We start from the raw sequence: 18,844 nt of genomic DNA on the forward strand, positions 1-18,844 counted from the left end.
GGCGGTCGGCTGCGAAGGTTACGCGCCCGTCATCCCGTGTTGTCGGAAGTGAGTAGATGTGGCTATTTGCGTAGATTGCCACAGTGTCGGCTGGTCAGGAGCGGGATGACCGGCCACTCCGGGCGGTCTTCTTCTTCTCGGCCCGACGCCGCTGTCGGGGCGTCAACCGCTTTCGACCGGACTGCTTCAGATAGTTGTCGACTCGTCGTTCGTCGCTGATGGACATGAAAGGACGCCTTCCGTACGGGTGGCCGGGCGTAACCGGCTGGCCACGTTGAACCACGCGGACTACCCGAATCGGGGGACGATACGCGTCAGGTGGCAGGATTCGCCGTGACGCCGACTATGGTGCCGGCGGCGTGCCCGACGTCCCCGCCGAGGCGGCCTGTTCGGCGAGACGTTCGGCCCGGGCGGTCAGGTCGGCGGCCCGTTCGCCCACCGCCAGCGGCTCGAACGAGAACCCCTCCCGGCGCAGCGAACCGGTGATGGCGTCCATGGGCACGTCCTGCGGCACGGCACCGACGAAACGGGTCCGGGTCGGGCTGATGCGTACGGTTGTCGGGACGCCGTCGACCAGGATCTGGGCCGGCACCTCGTCGAGATGCGCGGCGACCTCGGCCCCATCGCCGACGCTCGGCGAGAGTCGTTCGACGTCCCGGCGTACCTGACCGCCGAGCTCAGCCTGGGTTATCGCACGCCGAAGCCTCCGGTCGGCCGTCACGGCCTCGATGGCAGCCTCGGACAACTGCCTTCCCCCGGCAGCCACCTGCTGGGCCTCCCCGGGCAGGCCGGCGTCCCGCAGGGCGCGTACGACGCCGCTCCGGTTCTCCTCGATCATGAACCGGGCGAACTCCTCCGGATCGCCGATGCCGTGGCTCGTGGTCCGCAGACCCTGCGCGGCGCTGCGACCCGCCTTTGCCTCGAGCACCGTGACGATCTCCATCGACCCGTCCGCCAGCCGGCGCACGATCATGCCATCGGTCAACTGTCGACCGGCCAGGTCGGTGATGCGATGGCCGTGCACCAGTTCGAGCCCGGCGGTTTCCGCCACGCCGAGTACGTCCGCGCCGCCCGAGGCCAGTCGACGGGCGACATCGGCGTGCATGACCTCCTCGAACAGCTGTCCCTTGAGCTGGTTGACGTCGCTGCCCTTGGCGAGGACACGGACGATGGCGTCGTCGGAGAGGTCGAGCCCGGCCAGTACCTGCCGGGCCTGTGCCAACTGCTGCTCGGCGACCTGCAGCCCGGCCGTTTCGATGCCGTGTCGCGTGGCCGCCCGACGGGTCAACGCCTCGGCGGTGTCCTCGCCGAAGTGGGTGACCGCGCTGCGGCGGAACGACTGGAGCGCCAGGGCGTTGGGTGTCGCGGTCAGCAGTCGCGCCGCCGGCCGCAGGGCACGGGCGACGGTCCCCAGGTCGAGGGCGAGGAACAGCGCGTCGATCAGTACCCAGGTGAGCGTCGGCTCGTTGAGTGACAGATCCGCGACCGCCGGGTCCAGCGCGATGTTCTCGGCGGCCGACTCGTTGAGGTACGTGTCGATGGAGCTGAGTAGTCCTGCCGTACCCCAGGCTGCCGCCACCGCCGCCCCGGCCGCCGGGGTGAACAGCATCCCGGCCAGGACCGTGGTGCTGATGGCCAGCGCGGCGGTCACCCAGGCCATGAACGACTCGTCCCGCTGGACCGAGGCGATCCGGGCCTCGACGGCGGACCGGAGAACGGGGTGGCGTACGCCGAGCCGTTCCTCGGTGATGCGCAGGACGTCGCGCATGTTCCAGACCTTGAGCTCGTCGTCGTTGATCGCGTCCCGGACCCGGGCGATGTTCTCGAGTATCTCGGTGACCGGCTCGGCCACCAGCCGGCCGAGTTGCTCCGGCGGGGCCCCGGCGAACGTCCCGGGACGGTAGCCGCTGCTGAGCAGGATCGGAAACTGGCGACCGTATGCGTACCGGGCGGCGTTGTAGACGCTGCGTTGCTGTTCCAGCCGGGCGCGGTTGCGGTCGAGATTGGCGATGTCGACCATGACGGACTGCTCGTTCGCCGGAATCGCCGCAGCGAGTTCCTCGGCGCTCGGCACGCCGGCGCTCGGTTGGTACCTGGACAACGCTGTCTCGGCCGCGCGGATGGAGTGCTCGATCGAGGTCGGGTACAGCTCGGCCAGCGTCCGGTCCGCAGCCAGCAGGCCGTCGACGTCGGGCGAGCACACCTGGGCCGAGTAGCGGTCCAACTCGCCCCGGGCCTCGGCCTCGTTGTGACCGAGCATGTCCAGCGCGACCTGCTTGGCCTCGGCGAGGAACCGGGTCGGGAAGCGGTCGTTGACGAGACGAAGCAGCTCGTTCTCGTCGGCCACCCCGAGTTCGGCCAGTTGTGCGTCGATGCGGCCGGTGAGCTGGCGTTCGACGCTCGACAACCGTTCGTAGTCGCGAACGGCCGTACCCTCGGACATGTCGCCCCGGCCGGTGTCCATGGCCCGTTCGATCTCGGCCATCTGCAGGCGGGTCGCGTCCCGCCGCTGGATCGTCTCGACGATGTCGGCACCACCGGCGACCTGGTGCAGCATCCGCCGGTCGGACTCGTTGAGGCTGGGCGTGACGATGCCGGCGTACCGGCCGGGAATTCCGGGCGTGGGTGCCGCACCGTCCTCGGGGTCACGGGCGACCACCAACCCGCTGCCGCCCGCCCGCTGGACCGGGACGGTCGGCGCATGGGCCGGCCGCCCACCCACCGATCGCTGGTACGCCGTCGGGCGTCGACCGGCATCCGACGGTGCTGCCGGGTCAGGGGTCCGGGTTCCCTGGAGCAACTGGACGACCAGTGCGTTTCCGCCGGTCGCCTGTAGCCGGAGCAGGTCGCTGGTCAGCCAGGGGGCCGGGACCGTGGCGGCAGCGAGTTCGCCGGGAGGTAGCGGTCCAGGTGTCCCACGTACCGGGGATCTCTTGTACGCGTCGGAGCGTCCGCTGGCCATGCCTCATGTTGGCAAGCAGACGCAAAGTGCCCCGACCGTCCACTGCCGACCCCGACTGGTACGGGGCCGGTAGGGTCGGGGAATGGGTAGCCACCCCAGCGTCGCAGACCTACTCGGTGTCGTGGCCGGGCACCTGCCCGACTACCCGGTCGACTCCGTGGTGCGGATCGGCGCTGGCCTGGACAACACTGCGTACGAGGTCAACGGCGAACTGGTCGTGCGGTTCAGCCGGAAGCCCGATCCGGACCGGGTCGACGACGAAGCCCGGCTGCTGACCGTACTCGGCGAGGTCTCGCCGCTGCCCGTCCCCGTACTGGTCTTCGCGGACCCGGCGCAGAGCTGTCTGGCGTACACCAGGCTTGCCGGCCTGCCGCTGTTGGAGGTTCCCCGCCAGCAGCGCTCCGGTCACGGCGAGTCGGTTGCCACGGCGCTCGGTGGACTCCTCTCCGCGTTGCACTCGTTGCCGCTCGACCGGCTGGCCGGTCTGGTGGACACCGACGACCATCCGCTGGGGGAGTGGCGACGCGAGGCAGCGGAGAACTACCGGGCGGTCGCCACGCACGTACCGGCGGCGTACCACCGGTCCGTCGAGGCCTTCCTGGCCGCCGCACCGCCGGACCGCGCGGACACCGCGGTGTTCTCCCACGGTGACCTGGGCATCGAGCACGTCCTCGTCGATCCGGACACCGGCGCGGTGACCGGGGTGATCGACTGGAGCGATGCCGCCATCGTCGATCCCGCCTACGACTTCGGGCTGGTCTACCGCGACCTCGGCCCGGCTGCCCTCCGTGCCGCCCTGGTCGCCTATCGGACCGGGGCCGACGTCGCGGCCCTGTGCCAGCGGGCCACCTTCTACGCCAGGTGCAACCTCTTCGAGGATCTGTTGTACGGCATCGAAACGGACCAGGAGCGGTACGTCGACAAGTCCCTCGCGGCGTTGGACTGGCTGTTCCCGGCGTAGCCGACGCTTCGCCGCCTCAGGAACTGTAGGCCTCGGCCTCGACCGCGAAGGACATCGCTACCCGGGTCAGGCCGGCCTTGTTGGCCGCGCCGGTCTTCTGTCGTACCCGGTGGGCATAGGTGTCGACCGTCGACTTGGAGAGGCTGAGCCGGCTGGCGATCTGTTTGTGGGTCAACCCCTCCGCGACGAGTCGCAGCACGTCCCGTTCGCGGGCGGTCAGCGAGACCGGCGGAACGTCGATGCGACCGGGACCACCACCGAGGCAGCGGCCGGGGTCCGGCAGCAGGGCGTCCCGGGCCGCCATGGTGAGGTAGACGTCGCCGCGCCCCGCGGCGACGACCGCCCTCAGCAGGGTGGCCGGGTCGACGTCCCAGTCGAGGTAGGCGCGTACGCCGGCGCGCAGCGCGGCGCGTACCTGGCCGACGTCGATCGTCGGCGACATGACGAGCAGCGTCGAGTGGTGGAGCGACTGCAGGTCGGCCACCGACTTCGCGCAGAAGGTGTTGGTGACGATGACCCGTGGTGCGACCCCCAGTTCGGCCACCGACTCCAGGTAGGGCAGTACGCCGACCACGGTCACCTCGGGTGCCGCTCGGAGAACGTCGATGACGCCCCGGAAGGTCAACGAACCATCGTCCACGACAACGACGGTGATGGTCATCATCAATCCTTTTATGGTCCTTTTCGACGGTCCACCACACCGTACGGTGACCCGGGTACAGGCTGCGCATAGTCGGAGTACAGGCGCCCGTCGCCGGTCGACGCGTCCACCCAACAGATGATGGACAACGATCTATCTATCTGTCAGGCTCAGCTCCGCTGAACTTCGGAAAGCCGGCCCTGGGAGGACTCAGTGCGTACCACCATCATCCGCGTCTTCACCACGGCGGCGTTGGCTGCGGCCCTCGTTGCCGGAGCGATGACCCTGACCGGACAGCGGGTCGACCCCACCAACGGTGCCTGGCCGCCGGGTTGGCAGGTGTGGGGCACGTTCGCCACGGCCGAGGAATGCTCCGCGGTGGGTGCTGCCATGGCGGCGGAGGAGGGCTGGGCGGCCTGGGCGTGCAGCGGCGGAAGGACGCTCGTCTACACCTACCGGTGACCGGACCACCCGACTGGCGGTCGCGCCGGTCAGGCGTCTTCGGTGGCCTGCACCAGTCGGAAGCGCTCGGTCAGCACCAGCGTGTCGTCGTCGACGGTGAAGCTGGGGTCGTCCAGTTCCGCCCGCATCTCCGTACTGTGCCAGAACCGCTCATGTCCGGCCCGCCACTGCGCCACGGTCTCGTAGCCCTCGCCCTCGTCGATGGCGTGCTGTAGATCCACGTCGGCCAGTCGTACCACCCGTACCTCGGTGAGTTCGATCGCCGCGACGCGCCGGTCCTCGGAGTCCACGACCGCGAACCGCTGCCCAGTTCGGGGCAGCGGATCGTTCTCACGCTCGTACTCCAGCACCAGACCGGAGGTCGAGGTCTTCGTGCCGGCCAGGATCGCCGCCACCAGCTGGTCCCGCAACGGCCCGGGGAACGCGAACTCGACCGGCGGCAGGTCGTTGAGGTCCATGTCGTCCGAGGGTACGGGAGCCCGCCGACGCGAGGGCGGACGACCCGACGTCATCGCCGGTCGAAGATCCTTCTTACCGCCTGTAGTTCACGCCTCAGCGCGTGGCGGTCGCCGAGGATCAGTCGATCGCTCCAGTGCCAGTGGTCCCGACCGAGTTCCTCGGATATCAACCGGCGGAAGTACTGGCTTGTCGCCGTGGCGGGGTAGTAGACGTGCGTCCTGTTCCGGTCGGAAAGCAGAAGGTAGTCCTGCCGTGGGGCAATCTCGATGACCGATCGGATGCTGCTGATCTCCTCCGCCGGGAAGGTCGGGTCGACGGTCAGGCGGCAGGTGTCGGGTAGCGGGACGAGATGCAGGTGGGCGTGGTCGATGCCGCATGCGCTGACGCCGGAACAGACTCCGTGTTCGAAGAGCGTCACGCGACCGCCCAGTTTCTCCACCAGGATTCGAGTGACATCGTTTCGGAGTTCCTCCAGTTCCTCCGTCATTCCCGGTGACAGCGTTGCCAGTGCCCGCAGATGGATCCTGGGTACGATCAGCACGTGTCCAACCGCGATGGGCGCGAGGTCCGGCAGGACGCAGAACCGCTGCGTTTCAAGGAGGACCTCGGACGGATACTCCGCTGGCGAGAAGATGCTCCGGATGTGGGCGTCCGGGGATGTGGCCATCGCATCGCACAACGCACACCCGTCCGGGTCGTCCCGGCCCGGGCTACCGGTCTCGTCGGGCGTCATCGTTCGCAGCGACCCTGCGTAGATAGGGCGACCTGAGGAAGAACGTCAGTTCGGTGGCGGCCAGCAGTACGGCGAGGGCCAGCGCGGCCACCATCCTGGGGTGTACGGGGACGGCCAGCATCAGGTAGCCGGTCAGGGCGAGGCTGAGGCTGATCAGGTAGCCGTAACCGAGCTCGACGAGCATCTTCACGAACACGTCGGACCGCTTCAGCGGTAAGCGCCATTCGACGACGTACTTCCGTACCGCATCCATCGGCGAGGAGTTCGTCGACAGGGCGTTCAGGGACAGCTTCCAGTCCAGGATCACCCGTTGGACCAACGAGAACCTGATGACGTTGATGTACCCCTTCGCGGATCGGGTGAAGAAGTGGACCGAGAAGACCAGGGCGATGAGAACGACGTACAGCGCTGCCTCACTGGGAAAGAGTCCCGAGGCGACCATTGCGATCAGTGAGCCGGAAACGAGGACCAGTCCCCAGTTGGTTGCGTTGTGGAGATATTCCATTGCCGTCGACAACTGGTCGGTCGTCATGGCCAGCAGGTCACCGGCGATCCAGTTCTCGTTGCCGGACGGACGTTCCGTTTCGTCGTCCAGGACGATGCTGCCCCGCTGGTAGCGCTTGAGGTGCTCCTTCTTCATTCCGCCCTCCACGAGAGGCAGCAGTTGCCGCCCATGGTGACAGCGTCGAACAACCCTCAGGTCGTGGTCGGGTGCCGGGCCGACCGTGTGATCTTCAACGATAGGGTTCGTCATGGTCAATGTGGCGAATCCATGGCTGGTCGGACCGGCACCCCGGAAACGACTTCCCCGGGAACGGCTCGAGGAACGAATTCTCAACCTGCTCTCCTCGCAGAACATGTGCGTACTCGCGACCATGGGCGGGGACGGACCGTTGGCCACGCCGGTCCGGTACTACCACCGTGACCTGGTCGTGTTCTTCACCAGTCAGGCCGGGACGCCGAAGCTACGCAACATCGAGCGGGATCCGCGGGTGTCCATCGGGCTGTTCGCACCGCTGGTGGGGCAGGCCAGCTCCCGTGGCGCGCAGCTCTTCGGTACGGCTGAGGTACTGCTCCCCGGTACGCCCGAGCACGCGGACGGAATGGAGATCTACCGTTGGCAGTCGGACGCGGTCGAGCGGGGCCGGTCGCTGGCTGACCCGCCCAGCGGACCACTGGTCCGGGTGGTCGTGGACCGCGTGGTCTATACCGAGCACTGGCTCCGCCGGGAGGGCTTCGCACCCCGGCAGTTCTGGTCACGGTCGAGTTCGTGATGGCGGTCGAGTTCGTGCTGGCGGTCGCTACGCCCCGGGGAGACGGATCCCGGGGTCCAGCTGCGCAGTTGTCCCACGACGTCGCCATGGCGAGGTTTCCGGTCCGCTTCGACGGGGATCCGCGCAGGGCAACCGGACAGACCCGGGTCCGGCGTGACCCCGGTGCGGAGACAGCCCTGATCCACGCCCGGGACCCGGGACGGCACGGGAAGGGAGAGCCGACGATGACGCCGGGAACCGTGGCCCCGAAGGTACTTGCCGGCCGTATCGCCGTCGTCACCGGCGCGGCGCGTGGTATCGGTCGCGCGGCAGCGGTTGCCCTGGCGCGGGCGGGTGCGGATGTCGTGGGAGTCGACATCGCCGCGAGGGTGAGCTCCATCCTCGACTTCGCACCGGCCACCCCCGAGGATCTGGCGGAGACGGGGCGCCTGGTGTCGGCCGAGGGAACGCGTTGGCTGTCCGTGATTGCCGACCAACGGGACATCGGCCAGCTCCGTCGGGTTGCGGAGCGGATCGAGCGTGAGTGGGGCGGGCTCGACGTCGTCTTCGCCAACGCCGGCATCCAGGCGTTCAGGCCACTGTTGGAGATGGCGGACGCCGACTGGCACGATCAGATCGAGGTGAACCTTACCGGGACGGCTAACGTCCTGCGGGCCTTCGCCCCGTTGCTGGTCGAGCGGGGCGGCGGTCGGATCATCGTGACGTCCTCGACGCAGGGCCAGCATGGCATGAAGTTCGGGGCCGCGTACTCGGCATCCAAGTGGGGCATCATCGGGCTGATGAAGTCTGCGGCGTTGGAGCTGGGTGGGCACGGCATCACGGTCAACGCCCTGGTTCCCGGGCTGATCGATACGGCCCTGACCCGGCACGAGGACAGGTACGCCCAGACGATCAGCGAGGCGGGGCGTACGCCGTCCGGCGACGTGGTCGAGGACGAGAGGACAGCTGTCGACCTGCTACGGGCGAAGACACCGCTACGGCTGCCGTGGATCGAGCCGGAGGATGTCGCGCCGGTGGTGGTGTTCCTGGCCTCGGCTGACGCCCGGATGGTCAGCGGCACCTCGTTCGCCGTGACCGGAGGCGACAGTGCCCACGTGACCGCCTGACCGCCTGGTGTCCCGGTGGATGGTCAGCCTCCGGCCAGCGTCCGGTCAGCCTCCGGTCAGCCGTCCGGTCAGCCTCCGGTCAGCCGTCCGGTCAGGCAGAACGGGTGCCCGGCCGGATCGATGTAGACCCGCCACCGCTCGCCACCCGGCTGGACTGCGGCCCTGGTGGCGCCGAGCTTCAGCAGCATGACCTCGGCCTCGTCGAGGTCGTCGACGGCGAAGTCGAGATGGAGCTGCTGCGGTACCCGCTGGTCGGGCCAGGTTGGCGGGCGGTGGTCGTCGACCCGCTGGAAGCCGAGGAAGAGTCCGTCCCTGACGACGAGTCCGGCGAAGTCGTCTGTGGAGTCATCGGCGACTTCGAGCCCCGTGGCCTGCTGGTAGAACCGGGCCAGCGCCATGGGGTCCGGACAGTCGAGCGTTATCGCCGTGATGGTCAGTTTCGGAGGCACCAGCAAGGCTAACCCGTCGAACAGGAACGTGGGCAGCGCCGATGTCCAGCCATCGACCCGTACCGCGTCCCGCCGCTGCCCCTGCCCGTTACCGCTGGCCCTGCCCCGCGAGCCGAACGCGTCACGGTCCCATCTGCGCCGTGGCCAGTACGGCGGCGAGGTCGTCCGGCACCGGCATCGGCCGGGTCAGTGACACCGAGGCGCGACCGGTGTTGCCGGTCGGATAGCGCCCGGTCGCCGATCCCGGCCCGGCCAGCGCCAGCCGGATGACCTGGCCGATCGCCTCGCCGACGTCGCGTTCGCCGAGCGCCCGCCGCAGCATCGCCCCGTGCACGACCGTGTGTGGCCAGGGCCACGGCTGCGACAGGATGTGGGCGCGCTCGGCCGCCCGCCACGCTGCCGCAGGGTCGGTGGCGGTACGGGCGTCGTGCATCTCGGTGTCGAATGCGGCCCGCACGGCGACGGGCATCCGACGGAAGATCATGAGGTTTCTCCACGGCAGCAGGAACAGCCCGGCTGACAGCCGCAGGCATCGGAAGCCACATCGGCACCGGCGGCGGCCGACGGGGCCAGCGGGACGACGCAGCACGCATCCCCACGCCATGCCTCCCGGCCCTCCTTGACGGCCACTGCGGCGATCACCAGGGCGGCGACCGGATCGGCCCAGGACCAGCCGAACAAGCTGTTGAGCGCCAGCCCGACCAGTAGCACCGCCGACAGGTAGGTGCACAGCAGGGTCTGTTTCGAGTCGGCCACGGCGGAGCGTGACCCCAGTTCACGGCCTGCCCGGCGCTGGGCGTACGACAGCACGGGCATGATGGCCAGCGACAGCGCGGCCAGGGTCAGGCCCACCGTGGAATGCGCCGCTTCGGCGTCGCCGAACAGTGCGCGTACCGATTCCACCGTGACGTAGGCGGCCAGGGCGAAGAACGAGACCGCGATGATGCGCAGCGCCACCTTCTCGCGGGCCTGCGGGTCGCGGCCGGCGAACTGCCAGGCCAACGCGGCGGCCGAGGACACCTCGATCACCGAGTCCAGCCCGAAGCCGATCAGCGCGGTCGACGAGGCCATCGTTCCAGCGGTGATGGCCACCACCGCTTCGATGACGTTGTAGGTGATGGTGGCGGCCACCAGTAGCCGTATCCGCCGGGTCAGTGCCGTACGGCGGGCGAGCGTAGGTCCGGTGGCATCCGGTCGTGTCAACGGTGCGCTCATCAGCAACAGCCGTCCCGTTCGGCGTCCGGGCAGGCGGCCGGGTCCACCACCAGGACCAGACCGAGCAGGTCGCCCAGCGCGTGTCCGATCCGGGGGTCGGCCAGTTCGTACCTGGTACGCCGGCCCTGCGGCACGGCGACGACCAGGCCGCAGCCCCGCAGGCAGGCCAGGTGGTTGGACAGGTTCTGCCGGGTGGTGTCCAACAGGTCGGCCAGTTCGGCCGGGTAGCCGGGCCCGTCCCGTAGCGCCAGCAACAGCCGTGCCCGGATCGGATCGGACAGGGCGTGGCCGAAGCGGGCCAGCACCTGCCCGTACGTCGTCGTCTCCACGGCGACGACCATACAGTATCCGCTGTATACAGCAAAGGATGTACTGTCATCGACGGCGGCGGAGGGCCAGTTTCCTCAGCTCTTCAGCCCAGAGGACGACGCTTGCCAGGGCGGTGCACAGCACCCACTGGCCGGCTCCGAGCGGGGACGTGCCGAAGGCGTCCTGGAGCAGCGGTACGTAGACGACCGCCACCTGGAGCAGCAACGAAACGACGATCGCCGCCCACAGCAGTGGATTGGTGAACATGTTCCGGAAGGCGCTGATCCGGTCGGATCGAGCGTTGAAGCAGTTGAACAGTTGCGCCAGCACCAGCGTGGTGAAGGCGGCGGTGCGGGCCCCGGTCAGGTCCGAGGTGCCGTCGATCAGACCGCCCGGCAGTTGGATGTCGAACGTCAGAAGGGTCACCAGGGCCATGATCAGCCCGATGAAACCGACCGCCCACCGCATCCCGGCGTCGATGATCTGGTCGCCCGGTCGGCGCGGAGGACGGCGCATGGTGTCAGCGGGCGGCGGATCGACACCCATGGCCAGCGCCGGACCCGTGTCGGTGAGCAGATTGATCCACAGGATCTGCGTCGCGAGCAGTGGCACGGCGATGCCCTCGCCCCGGTCGAGACCGATGACCCCGGCCAGCAGGACCCCGAGGAGCATCGTCAGCACCTCGCCGATGTTCGAGGACAGCAGGTAGCGGAGGAACGAGCGGATGTTGGCGAGGATTCCGCGACCCTCCCGGATGGCCCGGATTATCGTCGCGAAGTTGTCATCGGCGAGGATCATCTTCGCCGCTTCCTTGGTGACGTCGGTGCCCGTACGGCCCATGGCGATCCCGATGTCGGCCGTCTTCAAGGCGGGCGCGTCGTTCACCCCGTCACCGGTCATCGCCACCACGTTGCCGTCGGACTGAAGGGCGTCGACCAGTCGCAGCTTGTGCTCGGGGGCCACCCGGGCATAGACGGACCGGGTCCGGGTGGTCTGGCGCAGGCTCTCGTCGTCCAGGCGGTCCAGCTCCACGCCGGTCACCGCAGGCTCCCCGGCGGGGACGATGCCGAGTTCGGCAGCGATCCGGGCGGCCGTGCGGGGGTGGTCCCCGGTAATCATCATCACGCGGACCCTGGCCCGTTGGGCCTCGGTGACCGCGTCACGCGTCTCGGCCCGTGGCGGGTCGATCATTCCGACCACCCCGGCGTACACCAGGTCCTGCTCGAGTGGCTCCACGTCGGCCGGGAGCGTCTTTGCCTCGATCGGTCGATAGGCGACGGCCAACGGACGCAACGCCTCGTCGGCCAACTGCTCCACCGCGGTCAGGATGCGGTGGCGGCGGTCGTCGGTGAGCGGGTGTGTCTGCCCGGCCACCCGCTCGCGGGTGCACCGGGCCAGCAGCACGTCCGGTGCCCCCTTCGTCACCACGGTGATCCGGCCCTCGCGCGTCGAGTCGGACTCGAAGCTGCTCATCAGCTTGCGTTCGGACGTGAAGGGGATCTCGCCCACCCGATGGAACCGGCTGCTCCGTACGGCGCTGAGCTCGCCCATCTTGCGCTCGGCTACCAGGAACGCCACCTCGGTCGGGTCCCCGCGTACCGCCCATGTTCCGTCCTCCCGGGTCAGGCTGGCGTCGTTGGCCAGACTGCCGCCGCCGAGGACGGCCCGCACCTCGTCCAACAGGGCACCCTCGTCGGTCGGCTGGCCGCGGACGACCACCTCACCGTCGGTCTGATAACCGGTACCGGTCACCTCGACCTCACCGGAGGCGGTCACCACCCGGCGGATCGTCATCTCGTTCCGGGTGAGCGTGCCCGTCTTGTCCGAGCAGATGACCGTGGCCGAGCCGAGCGTCTCCACCGACGGCAGTTTCTTGAGGATCGCCTGATGCTGGGCCATGCGCCGGACACCGAGCGCCAGTACGACCGAGAGGATGGCGGGCAGACCCTCCGGTACGGCGGCCACGGCCAGCGACACGCCGATGAGGAGCACATCGAGGATCTCGGCGGTGCCCCTGACGTCCGCGGTGAGGAGGATGGCACCCACCACCACGAGCGCGATCACGATGACGACCCGGCCGAGCAGGCGGGCCACCCGGACGATCTCACGTTGCAGCGGGGTACGTTCCTCCTCGGTCTCGGCCAGCAGGCGGGCGATCTTGCCCATTTCGGTGGCCATGCCGGTGGCGGTCACCAGTGCACGGCCGCGCCCACGGGTCACGCCCGTTCCGTTGAACACCATGTTGACCCGGTCGCCGAGGCCGACCGGACCCGGTAGCGGGTCGGTCTGCTTGACGGAGGGCTCGCTCTCACCGGTCAGGGTGGCCTCGGCCACCTGTAGCGATGCCGCCATGACGAGTCGCCCGTCCGCGCTCACCGCCTCACCCTCGGCGAGGAGCAGTACGTCGCCGGGCACCACCTCGGCAGCGGGAACGTCGATCGTCGTACCGTCGCGCACCACGGTCGAGGTCGGCGTGGCCATTCGCTGTAGCGCGGCCACCGCGGCTTCGGCGCGAGCCTCCTGCACGAAGCCGAGCACCGCGTTCGCGATGAGGATGACGGCGATCACCAACGCCTCGAGCGGTGGCCCCTGGGCACCCTCCACCAGCCAGGCCGCCGTGGAGATCACCACGGCACCGATCAACAGGTAGACCAGCGGATCGGCGAACTGGGCGAGAAGCTTGCGCCACGCGGGCATCCGCGCCGGCGGCTCAAGCTCGTTCGGTCCCCATTCACCCAGGCGGGCCGCTGCCTCCGCCGCCGTGAGTCCACGATCCGGATCGGTACGGAGGCGAGCGGCGAGCTCCATGGTGTCGAGCAGCGAGGGGTCCTCGTCAAGCCCGAATGCGCCCCCCATGTCCGCCATTCTTCTGTGGTGGGAACACCGACCGCAGTCGAACCGGAAGTCCTGCCGTACGGCCGGCGGTGATCAGGGACCGGTCACTCCAGTGCGCCTGCCCCGAGTAGACCCTTGATCTCCGACCGGAAGTTGATGTCCGGGCTCACGCTGTGCCCACCCAGGGCCAACCGGATCACCTTTCCGCCCCGGCTGCGCAACCGGACCTGAAGCGGAGACTGACCCTCGTGCCGCTCGACGATGTTGTGCAGTTCCTCGGCGAGTGCGGGAGTCACCTTCTCGGTCTGGATCGTGAGCACCACCGGCGGGTTGGCCGCCAACTCGTGCTCGCTGATCTCCAGTACGGCCATGTCGGTCACGGCCACGTTGCGGCTGTCCTCACGCTGGTTCACCCGGCCCTTGATCGCGACCACCGCGTCCTCGACGATCGCATCGGCCAACAGTTCGTAGGTGTTCGGGAAGAACAGCACCTCGACCGAGCCGCTCAGGTCCTCCAGGGTGGCCACCGCCCAGACCTTCCCCGCCTTCGTCATCCTGCGTTGCGTGCCGGTGAGCAGCCCGGCGAGCGCCACCGTCGCCCCGTCGGACAGTTGCTCGCTGTCGGCCACCACCGCGGTGGAATGCTCACTGTTGCGGGCCAGCACCCGTTCGGCCCCGGCCAGCGGGTGGCTGGACACGTACAGGCCGAGCATTTCCCGTTCGAGCGCCAGGAGTTCCCGTCGTGGCCACTCCTGATCACTGATCGCGAAGTCCAGGCCGGTGATGCCCTCCGCCTGGTCGTTGTTGAACCCGTCGCCGAACAGGTCGAACTGGCCCTCGGTCTCCTTCCGCTTGATCGGTACGACCGCGTCGATGGCGTCGGCGTGTCCTTCGAACAACCCCCGCCGGGTGTGTTTGAGCGAGTCGAACGCACCCGCCTTGATCAGTGATTCCACGACGCGCTTGTTGCAGACCGTGAGCTCGCTCTTGCTGAGGAAGTCGGGGAACGTCTCGTAACGGCCCTTCGCCTTGCGGGTGGCGACGATCGACTCGACCACGTTCGCACCGACGTTGCGTACCCCGCCGAGGCCGAAGCGGATGTCCTCGCCGACGGCGGAGAACCGCAGGTTCGACTCGTTGACGTCGGGGGAGAGCACCTTGATGCCCATCGCCCGGCACTCGGCCAGGTAGACGGCCATCTTGTCCTTGTTGTCCCCGACGGAGGTCAGGAGGGCGGCCATGTACTCGGCCGGGTAGTTGGCCTTCAGGTAGGCCGTCCAGTACGACACCAGCGCGTACGCGGCGGCGTGCGACTTGTTGAACGCGTAGCCGGCGAACGGGAGGATGGTGTCCCACAGCGCCCGGACAGCCTCGTCGGAGAAGCCCATGGACAGCATGCCGGCCCGGAAACCCTCGAACTCCTTGGCCAGCACCTCCGGCTTCTTCTTACCCATCGCCTTCCGGAGCACGTCTGCGCGGCCCATGGTGTAGCCGGCGACCTTCTGGGCGATGAACATGATCTGCTCTTGGTAGACGATCAGACCGTACGTCTCGGCCAGGATGTCCTGCAGCGGCTCCTCCAGCTCCGGGTGGATCGACTTGATCTCCTGGCGGCCGTTCTTCCGGTCGGCGTAGTCGTTGTGGGCGTTGACACCCATCGGACCGGGTCGGTAGAGGGCACCGACCGCGATGATGTCCTCGAACGTGGTGGGCCGCATCCGGCGCAGAAGTTCCCGCATCGGCCCGCCGTCGAGCTGGAACACCCCCAGGGTGCCGCCCCGGGCCAGCAACTCGTAGGTCGTGGGGTCGTCGGTGGTCAGCCGGTCGAGGTCGATGTCCAGACCCCGGTTCGCACGGACGTTGTCGATCGCGTCGCCCATGACGGTCAGGTTCCGCAGCCCGAGGAAGTCCATCTTCAGCAGGCCGACGGCCTCACACGACGGGTAGTCCCAGCCGGTGATGATCGACCCGTCCTCCCGGGCCCACAGCGGCACGCTCTCCACCAGGGGTGAGCTGGACAGGATCACCGCGCAGGCGTGCACACCGGCCTGCCGGATCAGCCCCTCCAGGCCCCGGGCGGTCTCGAACACGGTGCTGATCTCGGACTCCTCCTCGATCAGCTTCCGGATCTCGGTGGCTTCCTTGTAGCGGGGGTGGTTGGGGTCGACGATGCCCTTGAGCGGGATGTCGGAGCCCAGCACGGCCGGCGGCATGGCCTTGGTGATCCGGTCACCCAACGCGTACGGGAAGCCGAGCACCCGGGTCGCGTCCTTGATCGCGGCCTTCGCCTTGATCGTGCCGTAGGTGATGACCTGCGCGACCCGGTCCGCGCCGTACTTCTCGGTGGCGTAGCGGACCATCTCGCCGCGCCGGCGGTCGTCGAAGTCGATGTCGATGTCGGGCATCGAGGCACGTTCCGGGTTCAGGAACCGCTCGAACAGCAGACCGTTCGCGATGGGGTCGATGTTGGTGATGCCGAGGACATAGGCGACGAGGCTGCCGGCGGCGGACCCACGACCCGGACCGACCCGGATACCGATCTCGCGGGCGTGGCTGACCAGGTCACCGACGACGAGGAAGTAGGCGGGGAAGCCCTTCTCGGTGATGACGCCCAGCTCGTAGTCGAGTCGCTCCTGGTAGCCGTCCGGAACGCCGTCCGGGAATCGACGCCGCAGGCCGGTGGCGGTCTCGTGACGTAGCCAGCTCTCCTGGGTGTGCCCTTCGGGTACGTCGAAGACGGGCATCCGGTCGACGAGGTCGAACACCTCGGCGTAGGACTCCACCCGTTCGGCGATGAGCAGCGTGTTGTCACAGGCCCCGGGGAGCACGTTGTCCCAGGTCGTACGCATTTCCTCGGCGGCCTGGAGGTAGTAGGTGTCGCCGTCGAACTTGAACCGGTTCGGGTCGTTCATCGTCGACCCGGACTGCACACACAACAGCACCTCGTGGCGGCGGGCCTCGTCCCGCGTCACGTAGTGGGAGTCGTTGGTGGCCACCGGTGGGATGTTCAGCTTGCGGCCGATCTCGAGGAGGTCCTCGCGGATCCGGCGCTCGATGTCGAGGCCGTGATCCATGACCTCCAGGAAGAAGTTCTCCTTACCGAAGATGTCCTGGTAGGCGCTGGCGGCCTTCAGGGCCTCGTCGAACTGCCCCAGCCGCAGCCGGGTCTGTACCTCGCCGGAGGGGCAGCCGGTGGTGGCGATGACGCCCTCGGAGTGCTCGGCGATCAGGTCCCGGTCCATCCGGGGCTTGCGGTAGTAACCGGTGAGGCTGGCATCGGTGGAGAGCTTGAACAGGTTGCGCAGACCGGTGGAGTTGGCGGCCCACATGGTCATGTGGGTGTAGGCACCGCCACCGGCCAGGTCGTCGCGGCGCTGCTCCGGCGTACCCCAGAAGACCGGCTTTTTGAACGTCCGGTCGCCCGGCGCGAGGTACGCCTCGATCCCGAGGATCGGCTTCACCCCGGAGTCCTTCGCCGCGTTGTAGAAGCTGTACGCGCCGAACATGTTGCCGTGGTCGGTCATCGCCAGCGCGGTCTGGCCGAGCCGGGCGGCTTCGGCGAACAGGGGTTTGTGCTGGGCGGCCCCGTCGAGCATCGAGTACTCGGTGTGGGTGTGTAGATGTACGACCTGGTCAGGCACGCCCGACTCCCCCTCGCCCCGCAAGATCGAACATGGCTCCAGACGAGCCTATAGCCACTAGCTCGTCGGGCTGGAGAGACCCGCCGTGTTGTGAGACGCACCAGTTTTCGACCGGGTACGGCCCGCCGTACTGCTGCCCCCGCAGGCGTACGCCGACCTGCTCGACGGCACGTCCGGGCAACGGGAGTTGACCTAGAGCCGACGGATCCGGGCCAGCCAGGCAGGCAGGTCGCCCGTCTCCCCGTTCCGGCCGACGACGCCCCGATAGTGGGCCGCCCGCAGGTCTTCGAGGGCCCATCCCTCGCCGAACGCCTCCCGGATGGCCGTATCACTGACCTGTGGCCCGTACCCCGGGCCGTCGTCGGACAGGGCAAGCACGTGTACCAGGGCACCCGGGCGGCAGGCCCGGTGGAGGCTGCGCACATACCGGGTGCGGTCCCCGGGCTCGAACACGTGGAACAGCGCGCTGTCGAGGATACAGTCGTACCTGGCCTCGTCGCCCAGGTCCAACGCGTCCGCGACCTCGAACCGGGCGGCGACTCCGCGCTCGGCCGCCTTGGCACCGGCCTGTACGACCGCCTCCGTCGAGAAGTCGACGCCGTGTACGTCGTAACCGAGTCGGGTGAGGTGGATCGTGTGTTCACCGGTGCCACAGCCCACGTCGAGCACCGTTCCCCGCAGCCAGCCGTCTCGCTCCAGGGCGACGACGGCCGGTTGTGGGCCGCCGATCTCCCAGGGGGCGAACTGTGACCGGTAGGCCTCGTCGAAGACCGAACGCGCCGAGGCCGTCTCGTCGTCCTGACCGGCGGCCTCCTCAGCCCTGGCCGCTGCGGCTGCGGTCAGTTCCTGGGCGTGTGCCAGCAACTCCCGGGCGTCGGCGAGGTCTGCCTCGGTCGGGGCGTCGTCCTGGGTCAGTCTGCGTCGCCAGTAGCCGCTGAAGTCGATCGCCCGCTTGTCCACGCCACGCTCGTCGACGAGGTGCCGGCGCAGTGCCCGTACCGTGCCCGCCTCACCGGCCAGCCACGCGAACACGGAGCCCGGTGGGAACGACGCCGTGCGTACGGCGTCGAGCAGGCCCTGGTTCCGGCCCGCCTGCGCCTCGCCCCGGTGCAGCCAGTGCACGGTCACGTCGCCCCGGGTCGGGAGGTGCTGCTCCTCGGCCGGGCCGTCCACCTCGACGTACGCCACCGTCCGCACCCCCGCAGGCAGCCACTCGATCAGGGTGCCGATCGCCGGCAGCGCCGATTCGTCACCGACCAGCAGGAACCAGTCCGCCTCGGTGACCGCGGTGGCGAGGGGGACCGGCCGGGCGAACGCCGGTGCCGGGCCGAACATGCCGAGTGTGTCGCCGGGTTTCGCCGATTGCGCCCACCGGGTCGCCGGGCCGGCGTCGCAGTGCAGCACGAAGTCGACGTCGATCGTGTCATCGTGCCGGTGGTACGCCCGGATGGTGTAGCTGCGCATCCAGGGCCGCTCATGCTCAGGTATCGCGGTGTACGCCGCGTACCACCGCATCATGTCGTCGTCCGGTTCGGGTAGCGGCAGAACCGGACTGGCCTGGCCCGGCCTCGGGAAGTACAACTTCACCTGCTGGTCGGGGCCGTCGAGGGGCAACGTGCCGAGATCGTCGCCGGTGAAGGTGACCCGGGCCATGTGGGGCGTGACCCGGCGGACGTCGACGACCCGGATGAACTGGACTGGCAGGCGCTCCATCGGCACTCCAAGGATTGCGGGCAGGCGAAATCGACCACTGCCTGGCGGGATTTCCAGCCTCAATTCTTTCATTGAACTTCGCTGT

At 68.7% G+C, this 18,844-nt stretch carries 17 protein-coding genes; 4 read left to right on the plus strand and 13 right to left on the minus strand.

Going from position 1 to position 18,844, the window contains the following annotated elements; genetic code table 11:
- Positions 1-94: 94 nt before the first annotated feature.
- Both ACFQ4H_RS04200 and ACFQ4H_RS04205 read right to left on the minus strand, forming a co-directional pair.
- Complete coding sequence (locus ACFQ4H_RS04200; RefSeq protein ID WP_377567136.1) at positions 95-226, minus strand: hypothetical protein; 132 nt, start codon at positions 224-226, stop codon at positions 95-97.
- 117 nt (positions 227-343) lie between these two features.
- Positions 344-2,962: a hypothetical protein gene (locus ACFQ4H_RS04205; protein WP_377567138.1), complete on the minus strand. Its 2,619-nt coding sequence runs from the start codon at positions 2,960-2,962 to the stop codon at positions 344-346.
- A gap of 82 nt (positions 2,963-3,044) precedes the next feature.
- On the opposite strand from ACFQ4H_RS04205, the gene ACFQ4H_RS04210 reads away from it, so the two are divergent.
- Positions 3,045-3,923, plus strand: a complete 879-nt coding sequence (locus tag ACFQ4H_RS04210; protein ID WP_377567140.1) for a phosphotransferase family protein — start codon at positions 3,045-3,047, stop codon at positions 3,921-3,923.
- A 16-nt stretch (positions 3,924-3,939) separates the two neighbouring features.
- On the opposite strand, the gene ACFQ4H_RS04215 is transcribed toward ACFQ4H_RS04210, so the two are convergent.
- Positions 3,940-4,584 carry a response regulator transcription factor gene (locus tag ACFQ4H_RS04215; protein ID WP_377567142.1) on the minus strand — a complete coding sequence of 215 codons (645 nt, stop codon included), beginning with the start codon at positions 4,582-4,584 and terminating at the stop codon, positions 3,940-3,942.
- Positions 4,585-4,776: 192 nt separating this feature from the next.
- Here ACFQ4H_RS04215 and ACFQ4H_RS04220 point away from each other — a divergent pair, with 192 nt between their 5' ends.
- The gene (locus ACFQ4H_RS04220) at positions 4,777-5,025 is read left to right on the plus strand and encodes a hypothetical protein (protein WP_377567144.1); all 249 of its coding nucleotides are present in this window, start codon (positions 4,777-4,779) and stop codon (positions 5,023-5,025) included.
- 29 nt (positions 5,026-5,054) lie between these two features.
- On the opposite strand, the gene ACFQ4H_RS04225 is transcribed toward ACFQ4H_RS04220, so the two are convergent.
- Genes ACFQ4H_RS04225 through ACFQ4H_RS04235 form a run of 3 tightly spaced genes read right to left on the minus strand, consistent with a single transcriptional unit; the run spans position 5,055 to position 6,857 of the window.
- The gene (locus ACFQ4H_RS04225) at positions 5,055-5,483 is read right to left on the minus strand and encodes an ASCH domain-containing protein (protein ID WP_377567146.1); all 429 of its coding nucleotides are present in this window, start codon (positions 5,481-5,483) and stop codon (positions 5,055-5,057) included.
- 50 nt (positions 5,484-5,533) lie between these two features.
- Positions 5,534-6,217 (minus strand): HIT family protein, encoded by a 684-nt coding sequence (locus ACFQ4H_RS04230; protein ID WP_377567148.1) that lies wholly within the window; start codon positions 6,215-6,217, stop codon positions 5,534-5,536.
- Positions 6,195-6,857, minus strand: a complete 663-nt coding sequence (locus ACFQ4H_RS04235; RefSeq protein WP_377567150.1) for a hypothetical protein — start codon at positions 6,855-6,857, stop codon at positions 6,195-6,197. Before ACFQ4H_RS04235 ends, ACFQ4H_RS04230 begins: the two co-directional genes overlap by 23 nt.
- Before the next feature lie 112 nt (positions 6,858-6,969).
- On the opposite strand from ACFQ4H_RS04235, the gene ACFQ4H_RS04240 reads away from it, so the two are divergent.
- Positions 6,970-7,491: a pyridoxamine 5'-phosphate oxidase family protein gene (locus tag ACFQ4H_RS04240; RefSeq protein WP_377567152.1), complete on the plus strand. Its 522-nt coding sequence runs from the start codon at positions 6,970-6,972 to the stop codon at positions 7,489-7,491.
- Positions 7,491-8,597, plus strand: a complete 1,107-nt coding sequence (locus ACFQ4H_RS04245; RefSeq protein WP_377567339.1) for an SDR family NAD(P)-dependent oxidoreductase — start codon at positions 7,491-7,493, stop codon at positions 8,595-8,597. The genes ACFQ4H_RS04240 and ACFQ4H_RS04245 overlap by 1 nt, the downstream gene beginning before the upstream one ends.
- A 68-nt stretch (positions 8,598-8,665) precedes the next feature.
- On the opposite strand, the gene ACFQ4H_RS04250 is transcribed toward ACFQ4H_RS04245, so the two are convergent.
- The 7 genes from ACFQ4H_RS04250 to ACFQ4H_RS04280 form a co-directional block, all read right to left on the minus strand.
- Entirely contained in the window at positions 8,666-9,046 is a 381-nt protein-coding gene (locus ACFQ4H_RS04250) for a VOC family protein (protein WP_377567154.1), read from the minus strand.
- 121 nt (positions 9,047-9,167) lie between these two features.
- Entirely contained in the window at positions 9,168-9,530 is a 363-nt protein-coding gene (locus ACFQ4H_RS04255; RefSeq protein ID WP_377567156.1) for a DUF3703 domain-containing protein, read from the minus strand.
- On the minus strand, positions 9,527-10,261 hold the full coding sequence (locus ACFQ4H_RS04260; RefSeq protein WP_377567158.1) for a cation transporter: 735 nt from the start codon (positions 10,259-10,261) through the stop codon (positions 9,527-9,529). Before ACFQ4H_RS04260 ends, ACFQ4H_RS04255 begins: the two co-directional genes overlap by 4 nt.
- Entirely contained in the window at positions 10,261-10,602 is a 342-nt protein-coding gene (locus ACFQ4H_RS04265; RefSeq protein WP_377567160.1) for an ArsR/SmtB family transcription factor, read from the minus strand. Before ACFQ4H_RS04265 ends, ACFQ4H_RS04260 begins: the two co-directional genes overlap by 1 nt.
- Before the next feature lie 34 nt (positions 10,603-10,636).
- Positions 10,637-13,426: a cation-translocating P-type ATPase gene (locus tag ACFQ4H_RS04270; protein WP_377567162.1), complete on the minus strand. Its 2,790-nt coding sequence runs from the start codon at positions 13,424-13,426 to the stop codon at positions 10,637-10,639.
- Positions 13,427-13,509: 83 nt separating this feature from the next.
- Positions 13,510-17,046, minus strand: a complete 3,537-nt coding sequence (gene dnaE / locus ACFQ4H_RS04275; RefSeq protein ID WP_377567164.1) for a DNA polymerase III subunit alpha — start codon at positions 17,044-17,046, stop codon at positions 13,510-13,512.
- Between the two features lie 192 nt (positions 17,047-17,238).
- Positions 17,239-18,759 carry an SIP domain-containing protein gene (locus ACFQ4H_RS04280; protein ID WP_377567166.1) on the minus strand — a complete coding sequence of 507 codons (1,521 nt, stop codon included), beginning with the start codon at positions 18,757-18,759 and terminating at the stop codon, positions 17,239-17,241.
- Between the last annotated feature and the right edge of the window lie 85 nt (positions 18,760-18,844).

This window comes from Micromonospora sonneratiae, from assembly GCF_042679305.1.
Lineage (GTDB): Bacteria > Actinomycetota > Actinomycetes > Mycobacteriales > Micromonosporaceae > Micromonospora_H > Micromonospora_H sonneratiae.